Raw genomic sequence first — 15,624 nt, 5'->3', positions numbered from 1 at the left:
GCCACGGGGGCGGCGGCCGGCTCGGCGGCGGCCTTACTTGCCCGTGACTTGCGGGGCGCGGGCGCGACGACCGCCGCCACGGTGACAGGCGCTTCGACAATCGGAGTGACGGCCGTCTTCTTCGCACGCGCGCTGCGGGGCTTGGGTTCGCCGGCCGGAGGCACGGCTGCGGCCTCGGGCACCTGCTCGGGCTCCGGGCGGGGAGCCACCTTCTTTGCGCGCGTGGTACGCGACTTTGGCGCAGCCGGATCGGTCACCGCAGGTTGCGCTTCACCGACCTGCACGGGCGCAGCCTCGACAACTGGTTCGGTGGCGGGTTTCTTGGCACGCTTGCTGCGGACCTTGGGTTCGACGGTCTCCGCAGCCACGACCGACATCTCGATGGCAGGCGCAGACGCCGCCTCGCCCTTCTTCGCGCGCGGCTTGCGCACCCTCTTTCCTGCCTCGCCGCCGACCGCGACGGGCACGACATCGGCGGGCGTGACAGGCGTCTTCACCTCGACCGGCAGCGGGCCTTCGATGAGGCGGAAGTCGATCTTGTTGGTCGCCATGTCGACCCGCACGAGCTGCACCTTGACCCGGTCCGAGAGGCGGAACTGCTTGCCGGAGCGCTCACCCATCAGGGCGTGGCGCATCTCGTCGTAGTGGAAGTAGTCGCTGCCCAGGTCGGAGATGTGCAGCAGGCCCTCGATGAAGATGTCGTCGAGGGCGACGAAGAGGCCAAAGGGCACGACTGCCGACACGCTGCCGGTGAACTCTTCGCCGACGCGATCCTGCATGAAGTAGCACTTTAGGAAGGCGACGACATCGCGGGTGGCATCGTCGGCGCGACGCTCGGTCATCGAGCAGTGCAGGCCGATCTGCTCCCAGTCTCCGGGGCGGTATTGCTCGCCCGCCAGCGCGGCCTTGATGCCGCGGTGGATCAGCAGGTCGGGATAACGCCGGATCGGCGAGGTGAAGTGGGTGTAGGACTCATAGGCGAGACCGAAGTGGCCGACGTTGTCGGGGCTGTACATCGCCTGCTTGAGCGAGCGCAGCATCACGGTCTGCAGCAACTGGGCGTCGGGTCGGTCCTTGACCTGCTCAAGCAGCTTGGCGAAGTCGCTCGCGCGCGGCTCTTCGCCGCCGCCCAGGCCGAGGCCGAACTCCTTCAGGAACTCGCGCAGCTTGGCAAGCTTGTCCTCGGAGGGCGAGTCGTGCACCCGGTACAGCGCCGGGTGCTCACGGCTGGCGAGGAAGTCGGACGCACACACGTTGGCAGCGAGCATGCACTCCTCGATCAGGCGGTGGGCATCGTTGCGCACCTCGGGCACGATCTGGGCGATCTTGCCGTTGTCGTCGAAGATCATCCGCGTCTCGGTGGTCTCGAAGTCGATCGCGCCGCGCTTGGCGCGCGCCTTGAGCAGCACACGGAAGAGCGTGTCGAGGTTCTCGAGATGGGGCAGCAGCGCGGCCAGCTCGGCGCGCACCGCCGGGTCCTTGTCGTAAAGGGCGGCGGCGACCTTGTTGTAGGTCAGGCGCGCGTGCGACCAGATCACCGCGCGATAGAAGCGGTAGTTCTTGATTTCGCCAGTGGCCGAGATGTTCATGTCGGCCACCATGGCCAGGCGCTCGACCTGCGGGTTGAGCGAGCACAGGCCGTTGGAGAGCTTTTCCGGCAGCATCGGGATGACGCGACGCGGGAAGTACACCGAATTGCCGCGGTCGAAGGCGTCCTTGTCGAGTGCGCTGGCGGCATCGACGTAGTGCGAGACGTCGGCAATGGCGACGATCAGGCGATAGCCCTTGCCTTGGCGCTCGCAGTAAACCGCGTCGTCAAAGTCCTTGGCGGTCTCGCCGTCGATGGTGACCAGCGGCAGCTTGGTGAGGTCCTCGCGCCCGGCCCAGTCCTTCTTGCGCACCACATCAGGCAGCTTGCGCGTCTGCGCCTTGGCCTCGGACGAGAACTCGAAGGGCAGATCGTGCTTGCGCAGCGCGATCTCGATCTCCATCCCCGGATCGGCGTAGTTGCCAAGGACCTCGACGATGCGGCCGATCGGCTGTGCGAACTTCGTGGGCTGCTCAACCAGTTCGACGGTGACGATCTGCCCGGCCTCGGGCTTCTTGCGCCCACCCGGCGCAACCAGGATGTCCTGCGCCAGGCGGCGGTTCTCGGGCACGACGATCATCACGCCGTGCTCGTTGATGACACGGCCCACCACGCGCTTGTTGGCACGCTCGAGCACCTCGACCAGCTTGCCCTCGGGCCGGCCACGACGATCCTGGCCGGCAATGCGTACGATGACGCGGTCGCCGTGCAGCAGCTCGCGCATTTCCTTGGGACCGAGGAAGATGTCCGGCTCACCGTCGTCACGACGCAGGAAACCGAAGCCGTCGGGATGGCCCTCCACACGGCCCTTGATAAGGTCCACCTTGGATGGCAGCAGGTAGGCATCGCGGCGGTTGCGGATGATCTGGCCATCGCGCTCCATCGCACGCAGGCGACGGTCAAAGAAGTCGAGCTCGTGAGGCGCGACATCAAGTGCGGCGACGAGGTCGGCAAAGGACAGTGGCACGCCTCGCTCGGCGAGTACCTGCAGCACGTACTCACGGCTGGGCAGCGGATGCTCGTATTGCGCCAGCTCTCGGGCGTAGAAGGGGTCGGCCTGCCTGACCGCACTTGCGTTCACGGCGGCGGCCTTGCGTGCCGCACGGCTGCGCCCCGGCCCCTTGACGGGGCTGCCCGCCCCAGCGGGGTCGTGGCGGGGCGCTGCAGCCGGTTCCGTACCCCGCCGGGGCGCTTTCGTCGCCACCTTCGTCTTGCTTGATGCAGCACTGGCTCTGGACATCCCGCTCTGCGGAACAGCCTTGGCTGTCTTCTTCTTTTCGGTCTTTTTCGTTTTACGAGTCATTGACAATCTTCTTTTCATGCTTATAATGCGCGTCTTCTTGCCCAGATGGCGGAATTGGTAGACGCACTAGTTTCAGGTACTAGCGCCGCGAGGCGTGGAGGTTCGAGTCCTCTTCTGGGCACCAGTTTCACAGGAAAGCCGCTCTTCGGAGCGGCTTTTTTGTTTTTGCCGTCCGCGCAGCTCGCGATGACACGGCGCAACGAAAGACAGAGGACACGCCCGAGAGCCCAACGCTTGCCGCAAGGAGACTGCAGATGTTTTGCGTTTGCCTTGCCGCGAACTGTTTGCTATTATGCGCCTCCCTGCCCAGATGGCGGAATTGGTAGACGCACTAGTTTCAGGTACTAGCGCTGCGAGGCGTGGAGGTTCGAGTCCTCTTCTGGGCACCAGTTGCAGGGAAAAGCCGGCTGACAGCCGGCTTTTTTCGTTCACGTCGCCAGCACCGCCTGCCCGGGACATCGCGCCGTCGCGCACCAGAACAGTACGCGCAGCCAGGATGCCGGCAGGACGGCGCAGCGCGCGCCCCTGCCGGGTAGCGCAGAAATCAGGCGCCAAACGGATGACGGCGCAAGATGGTTTCGTCGCGCTCGGGGCCGGTCGAGATCACATCGATCGGGATCTCGCAGATCTCCTCGATGCGGTGCAGATAGGCACGCGCTTCCTGCGGCAGCGCATCCCAGCTCTGCGCACCGAAGGTCGTTCCGCTCCACCCCTTCATGGTCTCGTAGATGGGCTCGCAGCGCGTCACCTCTTCCGAGCCCATCGGCAGCAGGTCGATGCGCTTGCCGTCGAGCATGTAGCCGGTGCACAGCTTGAGTTCCTCGAGACCATCCAGGACGTCGAGCTTGGTGATGCACAACCCGGTAACGCCATTGATGATGATCGAGCGCTTGAGGGCGGCAAGATCCAGCCAGCCACAACGGCGCTTGCGGCCCGTGACGGTACCGAACTCACGCCCCTTGGTCGACATCTGCTCGCCGGGCACGCCCTTGGTCTCGATGTCGAGCTCGGTCGGGAACGGGCCGCCGCCAACGCGGGTGCAGTAGGCCTTGGTGATGCCGAGCACGTAATGCAGGCGGCTGGGGCCCACACCCGAGCCGGCCGCAGCCTGGCCGGCCACGCAGTTGCTCGAGGTCACGAAGGGATAGGTGCCGTGGTCGATGTCGAGCAGCGTGCCTTGCGCGCCCTCGAACAGCAGCGAACCACCCGACTTGTTGATCGCGTAAAGCTCGGCCGACACATCGGCCACCATCGGCAGCAGCTCCTCGGCATCCGCCATGGCCTGGTCGTACACCGGCTGGAAGTCCACCGCCTCTGCACCCAGGTGCTGGGTGAGGACGAAGTTGTGGTATTCGAGGTTGGCCTTGAGCTTGGCCGCGAAACGCTCACGGTCGAACAGGTCGTACACCCGCAGCGCGCGGCGAGCGACCTTGTCCTCGTAGGTCGGGCCGATACCCTTTCCGGTGGTCCCGATCTTGTCGCCGGCGGACTTGGCCGCCTCGCGCGCGCGATCGAGCGCGCTGTGGTAACCCAGGATCAGCGGGCAGCCCGGGCTGATGCGCAGGCGCTCGCGAACCTTGATGCCACCCGCCTCGAGCGTGCGGATCTCGGACAGCAGATGATGCGCGTCGAGCACCACGCCATTGCCGATGAAACAGGCAACGCCTTCCCGTACGATGCCCGAGGGCACCAGATTGAGCTTGTACTCGTTCTGGCCGATCACCAGCGTGTGACCCGCATTGTGACCACCCTGGAAGCGGACCACGCCCTTGGCGTGATCGGTCAGCCAGTCGACGATCTTGCCCTTGCCTTCATCACCCCACTGGGTGCCAACGACGACGACGTTCTTTGCCATTTTCTTACTCTCCCTGTAACGGCACGACCGCCCAGCGATCGTCCCGCTTCACCAGTTGCCGGTCGCAGCCGGCCTCTTTCCATGTTCCTTCATGCCCAGGCAAGGCGCTCATGACGATCTCGCCACGCGCGCGCAAGTGCGCGATTGCCTCCGCCAGCCCGGCATCGCCTTCCAGCGGCGCAAGCACACCGCCGGCCATCGCCGACGCAGCCGGCAGCCGCCACACCAGTTCGCGCAGGTCAAGACTGAAGCCGGTCGCTGGCCGCGCGCGACCAAAGGCCTCGCCCACGCGGTCGTAGCGCCCGCCGAGCGCGAGCGCCGCCGGCGAATCCGCACCGTATGCGGCAAAGACGACACCGCTGTGATAGTGATAGCCGCGCAGGTCGCCGAGATCGAAGCTGATCGGCAGGTCGGCAAGCGCGTCGGCCAGTTGCTGAAGTTCGCCGAGCAAGGCGCCGATACCCGCATCCTGCGGCAGGCGCGCACGCGCCTCGGCAAGCACCTCGGGGCCACCGTAAAGCGTTGGCAGGGCCAGCAGCGCCCCGCGCACCGGCTCGGCAACGTCGGCAAGCATGTTCTGCAGCTCGGGCACATCCTTGGCCTGCAGCAGATCGAAGAGCTCTTCCTCCCGCCCAGGCACCAGGCCCGCACGCGACGCCAGCGCGTGGAAGATGCCCACGTGACCGATGTCGATACGCGAGGCGGGCACCTCGGCCAGGCGCAGCACCTCAGCCAGCAGGCGCAGGATCTCGACATCGGCCTCGATCCCGGCGTGGCCGTAGAGTTCGGCACCGAGTTGCAGCGGCTCGCGCGTGGCGGTGAGCGTGGACGGCAGGGTGTGCAGCACGCTGCCGCAATAGCACAGGCGCGAAACGCCCTGGCGGTTGAGCAGATGCGCGTCGATGCGCGTGACCTGCGGCGTCATGTCGGCACGCACGCCCATCGTCCGCCCGGAGAGCTGGTCGACGAGCTTGAAGGTGCGCAGCTTGAGATCCTGCCCGGCCCCCGTGGTCAACGAATCCAGATACTCGAGCAGCGGCGGCATGACCAGCTGATAGCCGCGCACGCGGAAAGCGTCGAGCAGCCTGCGACGCAAGGTCTCGAGCTGGTGTGCGTCGGACGGCAGGGCGTCCTGGATGTGGTCGGGGAGTACCCAGCGCATGTGCGTGTCAGAGGAAGATGAATAGCAGGATCACCCCGACCAGCATGGAGGTCAGCCCGATGAAGCGGATCTGACCGTCGCCCATGCTGGCGAGACGCAAAAAAGTTTCGCGCCAGGCGGCTGGCGCGATGAACGGAAGGATGCCTTCGATGATGAGCATCAGCGCGAAGGCGATCAATAGCGAGCTACCCATGCGGGATCAGTTGCGCGAAGCGCCTCCCGAATCCTTCATGAAGCGGAAGAAGTCCGAACTCGGATCGACGACCATGACGTCCTCGCGACCGGCGAAACTGGCCCGATAGGCCTCCAGGCTGCGATAGAAGGAATAGAAGTCGGGGTTGCGCCCGAAGGCCTCGGCATAGATGGACGTTGCACGAGCATCACCCTCACCCATGATCTCCTGCGCGGAGCGATAGGCTTCGGCGACGATGACCTCGCGCTGGCGGTCGGCATCGGCGCGGATGCGTTCGGCCTCTGCCGCACCGAGGGAGCGCAGCTCGTTGGCGACGCGCTTGCGCTCGGCCTCCATCCGCCGATACACGGACTCGGAAACCTCGTTGGGCAGGTCGACCCGCTTCAGGCGCACGTCGACGATCTGCACGCCAATCGTGCGGGCGTCGCGGTCGGCACGTTCGCGCATCTGTTCCATGATGCGGTCGCGTTCGCCGGAAACAACGTCATGCACCGTACGACGACCGAATTCCTCGCGCAGCCCGGCATTCACGGTCTGATTCAGGCGCGTACGCGCCCGCGCTTCGTCACCCGCCACCGACTCGTAGTAGAGGCGCGGATCGACGATACGCCACTTGACGAAGTGGTCGACCAGCACGTTCTTCTTCTCGGACGTGATGAAGCGCTCCGGCTCCGGCGTATCCATGGTGAGGATGCGCTTGTCGAAGTAGCGCACGTTCTGGATGAAGGGCAGCTTGACGTTGAGGCCGGGCTCGGAGATGACCTCCTTGACCTCACCAAGCTGGAACACGATCGCATACTGGCGCTGGTCGACGGTAAACAGCGACATCGAGGCGATCATCACGGCGAGCAGCAGCACGCCGCCAATCAGGGACATCTTGTCACGCATCAACGCTCTCCCCGCTCACGAGTGAGTACGCCACCACGGGCGCGCGGATCCGTCGACGGCATCGGTGCATTCGCACTGAGACCGGCCGCGGACTGGGAATCGGGCAGTGCCGCCGCAGGGGCACGACCACCGCTCTGCTGCATCAGCTTGTCGAGAGGCAGCAACATCAGGTTGCCATTGCCCTGGGCATCGATCATGACCTTCGAGGTGCTGGAAAACACCTGCTGCATGGTGTCGATATACAGGCGCTCGCGGGTCACGCCGGGCGCACGCTGATACTCGGCCAGCACCTGACTGAAACGACTGGCTTCACCCTCGGCGTTGGCGACGACGCGGTCGCGGTAGGCATTCGCCTCCTCAACCAGTCGCGAGGCCGTACCACGGGCACGCGGCACGACGTCGTTGGCGTAGGCCTCACCCTCGTTCTTCTGCCGCTCACGGTCCTGACCGGCCTTGACCGCGTCGTCGAACGCGGCCTGCACCTGCTCCGGCGGCTGGGCGTTCTGCATGGTCACACGGCTGACCTGGATACCGGTCTGGTAGCGATCGAGGATGCGCTGCATCAGCTCATGCGCCGTGGTGGCGATCTCCTCGCGCCCTTCGTACAGCACGAAGTCCATGCGGCTCTTGCCGACGATCTCGCGCATCGCAGTCTCGGCCGCCTGCGCGACAGCCTCATCCGGGAAGCGGTTGTTGAAGACGTAGTTCTCCGGTGCGTTCAGCACCCACTGCACGGCAAACTGGATGTTGATGATGTTCTCATCGTCGGTGAGCATCAGCGACTCGCGCAGCACCTTGTTACGCTCGGAGCCACGGTAGCCCACCTCGACAGTACGCACCCCGGTCAGGTCGACGATCTCGTGCGTCTCGAATGGCGCCGGCAACCTCCAGCGCAAGCCGGGCTCGGTGGTCTGCACGTACTTGCCCAGGCGCAGCACGACGCCGCGCTGGTTCGCATCGACAGTGTAGAAACCGCTCGCCAGCCACACCAAGGCGACCAGCACGAGCAGCACGACCATGCCGCCGCCGAACTGCCGCGGCGACAAGCTCGGCATCTGCGGACCACTGCCGCCGCCGCTGCCACCACCATTGCCGTTGCCACGACTCGGGCGCTTGCCACCGAACATGCCCGTCAGGCGCTGATTGAAGTCGCGCCAGACCTCTTCGAGGTCGGGCGGTCCCTGATTGTTGCCGCGGTTGCGGTCACCGCGATTGTCGTCGTTGCGGTTGCCGTCATCGCGGCCGCGATCGCCGTCGCTTCCGCCCTGACCACCCCAGCGTGGGTCATTGAGTGACATGAGGATGCCTGTTATCACGATTGTTCTGACCGTTCGTCTGCCGCGCCGGTTGCCCGGCCGGCGTCGTCACCGAAGGTCTGCGAGGCTACTTCGGCGAGCGCATCGCGAAGCAGGTCGAGACCTTCCCCCGTTCGGGCGCTCAAAAAAATGCGCCTGAGTTTATCACAGTCGCCCCGCTCGACCGCCGCAGCGGCTCGGGTGAGGTCGATCTTGTTCCAGACCAGGATCTGCGGCACCTCGGCGGCACCGATCTCGGCCAGGACCTGGTTCACCGCCTCGATCTGGGCGTCGCGATCCTCGCTGGCCGAATCCACCACGTGAAGCAGCAGATCGGCCTGCGCAGTCTCTTCGAGCGTTGCCTGGAATGCCGCGACCAGCGCATGAGGCAGGTCGCGGATGAAGCCAACGGTGTCCGAGAGCACCACATTTGCCCCGCCTACGTAGAGACGGCGCGACGTGGTATCCAGCGTGGCGAAGAGCTGGTCGGCCGCATAGGCCCCCGCCTTCGTCAGCGCATTGAACAGCGTCGACTTGCCCGCATTGGTGTAACCGACCAGAGAGACAGACAGAACGTCACGGCGTTCCCTGGCTCGTCGCCTGACCTTGCGTTGCTTCTCGATCAGCGCAAGACGCGTCTTGAGCATCTTGACGCGGTTGCCGAGCAGGCGACGGTCGGTCTCGAGCTGTTTCTCGCCCGGGCCTCGCAGGCCGATGCCGCCCTTCTGGCGCTCGAGGTGGGTCCAGCCGCGCACGAGCCGCGTCGCCAGGTGCTCGAGCTGAGCCAGTTCGACCTGGAGCTTGCCTTCATGACTGCGTGCGCGTTGCGCGAAGATGTCGAGGATCAACGCCGTACGGTCGATGACCATGCACTGCAGTTCGCGCTCGAGATTGCGCTGCTGGGCGGGCGACAAGGCGTGATTGAACACCACGATGTCGCCTGCATTCGCACGCAGGGCCTCGGCGATCTCCTGCACCTTGCCGCTGCCGGCAAAGAGCTTGGAGTCGGGCGAGGCGCGCCGGCCCTGCACCACGCCCTCGACGCTGGCGCCCGCGCTGCCGACCAGCAGCTTGAGCTCCGACAGGCGCTCTTCGATCGCACCCTGACCAAGGTCGAGCTGGACGAGTATGGCACGCTCGCCCGATGCCGGACGCTCAAACATGCATGCTCCCCGCGACCGTCATGCGCCGGCCGCAGCGCTTGGACACGGCTCTCAGTTGCTGCCCTCGTCCTGCTGGATGACCACAGGGCGGGCAGGCACGACGGTGGAGATCGCGTGCTTGTAGACCATCTGCGTCACGGTATTCTTGAGCAGAACGACGTACTGGTCGAAGGACTCGACCTGGCCCTGGAGCTTGATGCCATTGACGAGATAGATCGACACCGGAATGTGCTCGCGGCGCAGGGTATTGAGGAAGGGGTCTTGTAGAAGTTGCCCTTTGTTGCTCATCGTTGAACCTCTTTATATTGTGTTTATAAGAATGCGGGATTCTTGTTGCACTGCGGCATTGCAGTATGCAACGAAATCCGGGTGTGGAAAGCAGAAGTGCATCGAAAAAATGCTCAGGACCGCGTCGCGAACGGATTGTGCGTGGTGCGGAACTGGATGCGCAAGGGCGTGCCCTGAAGCTTGAACGCCTCCAGGAAGCAGCGCTCGAGGTAGCGCACGTAGGACGCCGGAATGTCATCGAGTGCATTGCCGTGAATGACGATCACCGGCGGGTTCATGCCCCCCTGATGCGCGTAGCGCATCTTTGGGCGCGCCATGCCATGCCTTGGCGGGGCCTGGCGGGCAACGGCCTGCTGCAGGGTACGCGTCAGGCGCGGCGTCGCCAGGTTGGCGGTCGCCGCCGCATAGGCCGCATCGACCGATTTCAACAGGCCGTTGATGCCTTCGGCCTTGAGCGCCGAAATCTGGTGGAAACGCGCAAAGGACAGGAAGGCGAGCTTGCGTGCGATATCGGCCTTGAGGCGGTCGCGACGGTATTCATCGACCGCATCCCACTTGTTGATCGCCACCACGAGCGCGCGCCCGGCCTCGAGAGCGAAACCCGCGATGTGCGCATCCTGGTCGGAGATATCCTGCGCCGCATCGAGCACCAGCACGATGACGTTGGCCTCCTGGATGGCCTGCAGGGTCTTGATCACCGAGAACTTCTCGATCGCCTCGAACACCCTGCCCTTGCGCCGCAGGCCTGCGGTATCGATCAGGGTGTAGCGCCGGCCGGCGCGCTCGAAGGGGATCGCGATCGCGTCGCGCGTGGTGCCCGGCAGATCGAAGGCGATCACGCGCTCCTCACCGAGCAGCGTATTGACCAGGGTGGATTTGCCGACATTGGGGCGACCGACGATGGCAACCTTGGGCCCTTCATCCTCGCGCGCCTCGATTTCCTCATCCACCGGGAAGGGGGCGAGCACGATGTCGACCAGCTGCTTGACGCCGTCGCCATGAGCGGCGGATACCGGCAGCGGGTCGCCCAGGCCGAGCGCGTGAAAATCGGCTGCGACCATGGCGCGATCGAGCCCCTCGGCCTTATTGACGACCAGGTGCACCGGGCGCCCGGCACGGCGCAGGCGCGCGGCGATGTTCTCGTCGTGCGGCGTGCGCCCGGCGCGGCCATCGACCAGGAACAGCAGCACATCCGCTTCGGCAATCGCCTGCTCGGCCTGGCGCGCCATCTCGTGCATGATGCCGTCCTTGGCGACGGGATCGAAGCCGGCGGTATCGACCACAAGATAGTCGCGCTCGCCGACACGGCCGATACCGTAATGGCGGTCGCGGGTCAGGCCGGGCTGGTCGGCGACCAGCGCATCGCGGGTGCGCGTCAGGCGGTTGAACAGGGTCGACTTGCCGACATTGGGGCGGCCGACCAGAACGATGGTGGGTTTCACTGAATCCTTGCCTCAGCGTACTTCGTACGCGGTAATGTCGCCGCCACTGCCCTGGACGACAAAGCCCCGGCCAAAGGCAACGGGATCGGCCTCGATCGGGCGGCTGCCGGCACGTTCGCGCGCGGCGAAGCGGCCGCTCTCGCGCTCGAGGGCATGGACGTAGCCCTCCAGGTCGCCCACGACCACATAGTCGCCGACGATGAGCGGACGCGACACCTTGCGGCGAGCGAGCGCATCCTGTTTCCACACGCTTGCGCCACTGTAGGCGTCGAGTGCATGCACGGCGTCGTTATCGTCGGTGATCATGGCAAAGCGGACGTCGCGGTCCATGCCCACGCTGCTGGAGAAATCGCGCGCCCACAGGGCGTTGCCATTGGTGCTGTCGAAGCAGGCCGCGCGCCCCTGGTAGCTCACCGCGCACACCTCGCGCCGCCCGACCACGGGCGTGCCGGCAACGTCGGCCACACGTTCAAGCTCGGTGGCACCGCGCGGCATCGCAACGTTGAGCTCGGTGATCGCACCACCGTTGGCCGCATTGATGACGACCAGGCGGCCACCCGGGAAGCCGGCGAGCACCACCGACCCTTCGAGCACCACACCGGAAAAGCTGCGCAGCGCCAGCGGCGGGTTGCTACGCTGGTACACCCACCTCCGGCTGCCATCGCGCGCGTCGAGCGCAATCAGGCGGTTGTCCGAAGCGCGCACGACAACGATCTCGAACCCCACCGCCGGCGGCGCGAGCACCTCGGCACCAACCGCCGCACGCCAGCGCTCGCTGCCGTTGGCAGCATCGAATGCGATCACCGTGCCGTCGGTCGCGACCACAACAACCTGGCGACCATCGGTACCGACACCCGCAGACAGGCGCTTGTCCGCCTGCACCCGCCACACCGCCGCGCCACCCTGGAAACGAGCGACATCTCCACGATGCGCTGCGGCATAGACGCTGTCGCTCCAGACCGCAGGCTGGAAACGGTAGATGCCTGCATCACCGATATCGGCACGCCACTGGCTGACGAGTTGCGCGCTCGGCTGGAGACTGACGAGCGGCGCGGGCTTTGCTGCCGAACTCGCAAAGGGATTGAGCGAAGAGCAGCCGGTGGCGAAGACCACTGCGGCGATGAGCGGAACAACACGCAGCGAAGACAGCTTCATCGATCAGACTCCAAGGGATTCAAGCTTGACACGCACGACCTCGCGCAGCGTGACGGCTTCGTCACCGTCGCCGGCAAGTGCGTCAATCGCGCCCTGATAGGCGGCACGGGCCTCGACCAGCTTGCCCTGCGCGGCCAGGATGTCACCGCGCAGGTCATCGAAGCGGGCCTTGTAGGCCGCTGACGGTGCCGGCTGCAGGCGGGCAAGCGCGGCTTCCAGTTCCCCCTGTTGCAGCAGCACGGCCGCCAGTCGAAGGCGCGCGAGATCGCGCAGCGCAGGGTCCTTGCCCTTGTCCGCCGCCCACTCGAGAGGCGCGCGGGCATTGACCAGGTCGCCCGCTTCGAACTGCAGCGCGGCAGACAACAGGGCGCCCAGCTGCGCGCTCACCGTCCCCGGATACTCGCCGATCAAGCGCCCCGCAGCCTCACGCGCCTTGTGCGCATCCTGCTGCTCGGCAGCCTGCTGCACGGCGTAGTAAAGCCCGCCGGCGGCAACTGCACTGCGGTTCTGGTACCACTGCCAGCCCTGCCAGCCGACCGAAGCCACCGCGGCAGCTACGGCAAGGGCGACGACCAGATTGCCGTACTGCGCCCACCACGCCTTGAGCTCGGAAATCTGCTCCTGCTCTTCAAGATCGTATACCGCCATCATTGACCCTCTTGTACTGATTCGTCGGAATACAGCAGCGCCGCCATCGCCTCGGGCAGGGCCTCGAGGCTGACACGCAATTGCACACCACCACCGCGCAGCGGCTTGAGGCCAACCTCGCCTGCGGCAGCCTCCTCTTCGCCGATGACCACCGCGACCGGCGCTGCGCTGGCATCGGCCTTCTTCATCTGCGACTTGAAGCTGCCGCCGCCACAATGCATGAGCGCCGCAAAACCATGCTCGCGCAAGGATTCGGCCGCCCGCATCGCCAGGCGCTGCGCAGCCTCGCCGACACTGACGACATAGGCGTCGGGCGCAGCACGCTCGCTCTCGCCACCGCAGGCCTGCCATAGCAGCAACAGGCGCTCGATGCCGATGGCGAAGCCAGCCGCAGGCTGCGGCTTGGCGCCGAGTTGCGCAAACAGACCATCATACCGTCCGCCGGCGCAGATCGTGCCCTGCGCGCCCAACCGCGTGGTCACCCACTCGAAGACGGTGCGGTTGTAGTAGTCCAGCCCGCGCACCAGGCGATGGTTGATGCGGAACGGGATACCTGCATCCTTGAGGAAGACCTGAACAGCCTCGAAGTGCGCCTTGGATTCATCACCCAGGTAGTCGGCAAGCCTGGGCGCGCCCTCGACGATGGCCTGCAGTTCAGGGTTCTTGGTGTCGAGGATGCGCAGCGGATTGGTGTGCAGGCGGCGCTTGCCATCCTCGTCGAGCTTGTCCTGATGCTGCTCGAGATAGGCAATGAGTGCCGCGCGGTGCTGCGCGCGCTCTTCGGGAGCGCCGAGCGAATTGATCTCGAGCGCGACATCCTCGAGGCCGAGGTCGTCCCACAGGCGAGCGCACATCAGGATCAACTCGGCATCGGTGTCGGCACCGGCGAAACCCAGCGCTTCGACGCCGATCTGGTGGAACTGGCGGTAGCGCCCCTTCTGCGGACGCTCGTGACGGAACATCGGGCCGTAGTAATAGAGACGCTGCGGGCCGCCCGCGGCGATCAGGCTGTGCTGGATGGCCGCACGCACGCAGGACGCCGTACCCTCGGGGCGCAGTGTCAGGTGCTCGCCGTTCAGGGCGTCCTCGAAGGAGTACATCTCCTTTTCGACGATATCGGTGACCTCGCCGATCGCGCGCTTGAACAGCGGTGTCGGCTCGACCAGCGGCATGCGGATGGGCCGGTAGCCGTAGCTCTGCAGCCAGTCGCGCACGATGTTCTCGAAGTACTCCCAGGTTTCGGCGTCGTCGGGCAGGATGTCGTTCATCCCGCGCACGGCCTGCAAGGTCTGGCTCATGAATGCGTGGTCTTTGCGTTATTGCGTTGTTGCGCTTTTGCGCGCTCGTTATGGTTTGCGGCTGAGGCTGGCGGCCCGGCCGGGCGCCTTTCAGCCGCCCTTCCTGACGTATTTCGTGGCCACGTATTCGTCGACGATGGCCTTGAACTCGGCGCCGATGTTGTCACCGCGCAGGGTCACCACCTTCTCGCCGTCGACATACACCGGTGCAGCCGGGGTTTCGCCCGTGCCGGGCAGGGAAATGCCGATGTTGGCATGCTTGCTCTCGCCCGGACCATTCACCACGCAGCCCATCACCGCCAGCGTCATGTTCTCGACCCCGTCGTACTGCTCGCGCCAGACCGGCATCTGCGCACGCACGTAGTCCTGGATGCCCGAGGCGAGTTCCTGGAAGAACGTGCTGGTGGTACGTCCGCACCCCGGGCACGCGGTGACCATGGGGGTGAACGCGCGCAGCCCCATGGTCTGCAGGATCTCCTGCGCGACCACGACCTCCTGCGTGCGACTGCCGCCTGGCTCGGGAGTGAGCGAGATGCGGATGGTGTCGCCGATGCCCTCCTGCAGCAGTACCGCGAGCGCGGCCGTGGAGCCCACGATACCCTTGCTGCCCATGCCGGCCTCGGTCAGGCCCAGGTGCAGGGCGTAGTCGCTGCGCCGCGCCAGTTCGCGATACACCGCGATCAGATCCTGCACGCTCGAAACCTTGGCCGACAGGATGATGCGCTCGCGCCCCAGGCCGTACTCCTCGGCCTTGGCAGCGGATTCCAGCGCGGAGACCACGAGCGCCTCGCGCATCACGGCTCCCGCGTCGCGCGGCTCGGCGCGACTGGCATTCTCATCCATGATGCGCGCGAGCACGGATTGGTCGAGACTGCCCCAGTTGACACCGATGCGTACCGGCTTGTCGTAGCGGCAGGCGAGCTCCACGATCGCAGCGAACTGAGGGTCACGCTTGCTGCCCGCGCCCACGTTGCCGGGGTTGATGCGGAACTTCGCGAGCGCCTCGGCGCAAGCCGGAAAATCGGTGAGGAGCTTGTGACCGTTGTAATGGAAGTCGCCAACGAGCGGCACATCCATGTTCAGTGCCAGCAGGCGGTCGCGGATATGCGGCACGGCCTTCGCGGCGGCCTCGTTGTTGACCGTGATACGCACGATCTCCGATCCCGCGCGTGCGAGCTCGGCGACCTGCATCGCCGTGGCGAGCACATCAGCAGTATCGGTATTGGTCATCGACTGCACGACGACCGGTGCGTCGCCACCGACTCGGACCTTGCCGACAATGACCTGGCGCGTATTGTGGCGAGCCAGCGGGCAGGCGGGAATGGGCATCTGTTCTTGATTCATGA

General features: G+C 65.6%; 13 protein-coding genes and 2 tRNA genes. 2 read left to right on the top strand and 13 right to left on the bottom strand.

Annotation, left to right across the window (positions count from 1 at the left end; genetic code table 11):
- Positions 1-2,669 (bottom strand): ribonuclease R (gene rnr / locus B447_RS18845; RefSeq protein ID WP_002944226.1); only part of this gene is annotated, 2,669 nt, incomplete at its 3' end.
- Between the two features lie 261 nt (positions 2,670-2,930).
- On the opposite strand from rnr, the gene B447_RS18840 reads away from it, so the two are divergent.
- Positions 2,931-3,015: transfer RNA gene (locus B447_RS18840), tRNA-Leu, on the top strand.
- Positions 3,016-3,195: 180 nt separating this feature from the next.
- Positions 3,196-3,280, top strand: a tRNA-Leu gene (locus B447_RS18835).
- 155 nt (positions 3,281-3,435) lie between these two features.
- Here the strand turns inward: B447_RS18835 and B447_RS18830 are convergent.
- The 12 genes from B447_RS18830 to ispG all read right to left on the bottom strand — a co-directional run bounded on the left by B447_RS18830 (position 3,436) and on the right by ispG (position 15,622).
- A complete protein-coding gene (locus tag B447_RS18830) occupies positions 3,436-4,746 on the bottom strand; it encodes an adenylosuccinate synthase (protein ID WP_002944224.1) in 1,311 nt (436 codons plus the stop codon).
- A gap of 4 nt (positions 4,747-4,750) precedes the next feature.
- A complete protein-coding gene (locus B447_RS18825) occupies positions 4,751-5,908 on the bottom strand; it encodes an ATP phosphoribosyltransferase regulatory subunit (protein WP_002924764.1) in 1,158 nt (385 codons plus the stop codon).
- A gap of 7 nt (positions 5,909-5,915) precedes the next feature.
- Entirely contained in the window at positions 5,916-6,101 is a 186-nt protein-coding gene (locus tag B447_RS18820) for a DUF2065 domain-containing protein (RefSeq protein ID WP_002924765.1), read from the bottom strand.
- Positions 6,102-6,107: 6 nt separating this feature from the next.
- Positions 6,108-6,989 carry a protease modulator HflC gene (gene hflC / locus B447_RS18815; protein WP_002924766.1) on the bottom strand — a complete coding sequence of 294 codons (882 nt, stop codon included), beginning with the start codon at positions 6,987-6,989 and terminating at the stop codon, positions 6,108-6,110.
- A complete protein-coding gene (hflK, locus tag B447_RS18810; protein ID WP_002944221.1) occupies positions 6,989-8,287 on the bottom strand; it encodes an FtsH protease activity modulator HflK in 1,299 nt (432 codons plus the stop codon). The genes hflC and hflK overlap by 1 nt, the downstream gene beginning before the upstream one ends.
- 14 nt (positions 8,288-8,301) lie before the next feature.
- Positions 8,302-9,447 carry a ribosome rescue GTPase HflX gene (hflX, locus tag B447_RS18805; protein WP_002944219.1) on the bottom strand — a complete coding sequence of 382 codons (1,146 nt, stop codon included), beginning with the start codon at positions 9,445-9,447 and terminating at the stop codon, positions 8,302-8,304.
- Between the two features lie 51 nt (positions 9,448-9,498).
- Complete coding sequence (hfq, locus tag B447_RS18800) at positions 9,499-9,735, bottom strand: RNA chaperone Hfq (protein WP_002924769.1); 237 nt, start codon at positions 9,733-9,735, stop codon at positions 9,499-9,501.
- A 113-nt stretch (positions 9,736-9,848) separates the two neighbouring features.
- A complete protein-coding gene (gene der / locus B447_RS18795; protein ID WP_002924771.1) occupies positions 9,849-11,177 on the bottom strand; it encodes a ribosome biogenesis GTPase Der in 1,329 nt (442 codons plus the stop codon).
- Positions 11,178-11,189: 12 nt separating this feature from the next.
- Positions 11,190-12,332, bottom strand: coding sequence for an outer membrane protein assembly factor BamB (gene bamB, locus B447_RS18790; RefSeq protein WP_002944217.1), 1,143 nt, complete (start codon positions 12,330-12,332; stop codon positions 11,190-11,192).
- Between the two features lie 3 nt (positions 12,333-12,335).
- Positions 12,336-12,980, bottom strand: coding sequence for a tetratricopeptide repeat protein (locus tag B447_RS18785; protein ID WP_002944215.1), 645 nt, complete (start codon positions 12,978-12,980; stop codon positions 12,336-12,338).
- Positions 12,980-14,278, bottom strand: a complete 1,299-nt coding sequence (gene hisS / locus B447_RS18780) for a histidine--tRNA ligase (RefSeq protein WP_002924775.1) — start codon at positions 14,276-14,278, stop codon at positions 12,980-12,982. Before hisS ends, B447_RS18785 begins: the two co-directional genes overlap by 1 nt.
- A 90-nt stretch (positions 14,279-14,368) precedes the next feature.
- Positions 14,369-15,622: a flavodoxin-dependent (E)-4-hydroxy-3-methylbut-2-enyl-diphosphate synthase gene (ispG, locus tag B447_RS18775; protein ID WP_002924776.1), complete on the bottom strand. Its 1,254-nt coding sequence runs from the start codon at positions 15,620-15,622 to the stop codon at positions 14,369-14,371.
- Between the last annotated feature and the right edge of the window lie 2 nt (positions 15,623-15,624).

Source organism: Thauera sp. 27, assembly GCF_000310125.2.
Classification (GTDB): Bacteria; Pseudomonadota; Gammaproteobacteria; order Burkholderiales; family Rhodocyclaceae; genus Thauera; species Thauera mechernichensis.
The sequence above is the reverse complement of the archived record's forward strand: the minus strand, read 5'-3'. Positions and strand labels throughout refer to the sequence as shown.